General features: G+C 55.0%; 2 protein-coding genes and 1 tRNA gene. All 3 read right to left on the bottom strand.

Annotated elements, in window-relative coordinates:
* Window positions 1–577: glycosyltransferase (locus tag AC1ECN_RS38450; protein ID WP_477956042.1), on the bottom strand; the 577-nt coding region annotated here is incomplete at its 3' end.
* Window positions 559–1,791, bottom strand: a complete 1,233-nt coding sequence (locus AC1ECN_RS38445; protein ID WP_130662545.1) for an HlyD family secretion protein — start codon at window positions 1,789–1,791, stop codon at window positions 559–561. The genes AC1ECN_RS38450 and AC1ECN_RS38445, both read right to left, overlap by 19 nt.
* 758 nt (window positions 1,792–2,549) lie before the next feature.
* A tRNA-Met gene (locus AC1ECN_RS38440) sits at window positions 2,550–2,626 on the bottom strand.
* Window positions 2,627–2,696 lie beyond the last annotated feature (70 nt).

The following is a 2,696-nucleotide window of genomic DNA, read 5'->3' as shown; positions in this document are numbered from 1 at the left end:
CCTTCAGACCATTGTTCATGTTGCCGGCTTTGGCATGGCTGTTGTCGGGCCGTGTGACGTGGATTGCTCCCTTCTCCTCGCAGTACGCCTTGAGCCAATTACGACGCTGATCGTCGAGCACGTAGACTTTCAGCTTGTCTTGCGGATAATCGAGCGCAAGCGCCCCTATGATCGTCCGTTCCAGGACGTCGAGCGGCTCGTTGTAGGTAGGAATGAACACATCCACCGTGGGCAATTCATCCTCGTCACCTCTAAAGAAGTCTGGCGCGAGCCTGTCCGCTTCTGCGCTCCGGTCCACGTATCGACTCATCAAAATCAGGAAGAGCACGACTTCGAAGAACGCGAGAATTTCTATGATGAACAGAAACCAGACCCAGTAGAAATTGAGGCCATTGTTGGGATAAGGAAGTACCGTCTCGAATAACCGCCAGAGTATATAGCGCAATGCAATGGCGCCAACGACCACGCATGTGATTGCGCGCGTCCAGCTATGGTTACGCGACCAGTTGAAAGGCCCAAGCAAAAAGAACGCCAAAACCGAAAATGTCGGAGCCAGTGCTATGAGATACTGAACCACAGACTCTCTACCCAGTTCCATATGCGGATGTTAGATTTGGGGAGGCGCACCTGAACAGAACGCCCCACCTGACAAAAGTTCGCATAATCCGTATTGAGAGCGGAGGGAGCCAGGCCCACGCGTATTCGATCGTTGCGTTTGGTTGTTTCGGGCTGATTGGCTGCCAGCGTGTCCTTCTCGGCGACCGCGGAGCTGCCTCTCACCGATAGGACAACGCCTTTGAAGGCCTCGCCTCCGCCCAATAAGCGCACCTCTGCAGTAAGGCCGGGATAAATCTCTTGGTAATCGACCTCCGGAACAAGGATATCGACGAAAAGATCGCTGCAATCGAGGATGCGCATCAGCTCGGTATTGAGGATGACGTTCGAGCCGTTGACGATGTTGCTACTCCACACGACTCCGTCGAAAGGCGATGGATCTGATGCCGAAGTGAGACTGCGGACGCGGTTTACCTCCTCAATCAGCTGCATTTGCACCTGTGCACCCCGTGTTTCGTTTTCGGCAATGCGCGTGTTGAGATCGCTGATACGAACGATGACCTCATCCTGTCGCTGGCGAGAATAGGGCACGTCGTTCTGGCCGTCACCGAAAACGAAAACACCCTTGCGAACGGCTTCTAGCTTTTGTTCGAGCTGGGCTACGGTCAAACCACTGATTTCGAGTTCGCCCCCCGCCGCTTCCCAGGCGGCTCGGGCGGTCTCGACCATCTTGGTGGACAGGATACCCTTCGCCTCAAGCGCTAGCCGCCGGTCAAAGTCGACTTGCGCGACATTGTCCTGCGCCTTGGAAACCTCGACCCGTTTGTTTAGAATTTCAACTTGTCGCTCCAAGTCGGCAACGGTTGTGCGCGTAAAGACTTCCATGCGTGCACCCAATTGATCACGAAGCCGTACAAGCTCATCGCGTTCCCGCTTTAGCGCCGCAACATGTTCGACAGCAGTCATGTGGTCGGCCTGCAGCGAAGTCAGTATTGCGCGGTTCACGCGGGCGTTGTGTATCAAGGCGAGCGGCGCTCCTGCCAACACGCGCGCACCAACTTTTGGGGGTGTTTCTGCGACTTCGCCGTCGATAGGAGCGTTCACGATCGCAAATCGCGCATTGACTGTACCGTCGAGACTTGTAAAGCCAGTCAGGCCGGGCAGCAAAAGAACGATCGCAAGCGCGAACAGCAATATGCCGACCAGAATACGGGTAATGCGGTGGTTCCAGATCATTAGCAATTCCAAAATCATCAACCGCAAGGCACTCGTGTGAGGCTTGTGCAAATGCAACTATATCTTGTAGTGATGTAGGCGCACCATGGCCATAGACAAGGGGACGAGCTGGCTGCGCTCGATACGTTCGGTAAAATGTCGCAATAAGGCTAACCTGGGATTAGCTATGTACTACTGCAGCGGAGGCTCGTTTTGTATGATGATGGACCGTGCCGGCGCCCCTGAGGAGGCGTTAACCTCGCCCCGTTACCAAACGCACAAAGTCCGCACGAGGCGGGCTTTTCCTTAGACCATCCCGCTGGAACCTTGGCCGGCAGCTCAGCGAGAGGCGTCGCCCGCGCCTGCATTGAGGGTTGTTCCGGATGCCATGCACCAAACGCACGAAAGCTCTCCTTGATGGAGGGCTTTTCGTATTGATCGTGTCTATGAGGAAATTTGGTTTCTAGGGCAGGATTTGCCCCGTTCGGGTCTTAAAACAGTCCACTGGACTGTTTTATCGGGCGGGGCCTGATCGACCTCTCACCCTTCAGGTTATGGTGAGCTCTGCGAACGAGGAGCTACCATCGCCAGCGAAGATGAAGTCTTCGCGCCAGCGATAATCGCTCCGGTCTCAATGTATGAAGTTTTTGGTTTCGGTTTCAGGCTTTGTAGTTTTCTGTCCCGCTGCGTCGGCTATGCCTTGTTGCAGGCCCCTGAAGAGGCATTAAACCCTCGACCCGTTACCAAACAAAAAGCCGCCCTGAAGGCGGCTATTTGTTTGGTTGCGGGGGCAGGATTTGAACCTGCGGCCTTCAGGTTATGAGCCTGACGAGCTACCGGGCTGCTCCACCCCGCGTTATTATTTTACAGCAGAAAGGGCCGCTTGCGCGACCCTTTTTGTTCGGCATGGGCCGTAGAGTTAGTGA

This window comes from Rhizobium sp. 01N447_2, assembly GCF_056399245.1.
The sequence above is the reverse complement of the archived record's forward strand: the minus strand, read 5'-3'. Positions and strand labels throughout refer to the sequence as shown.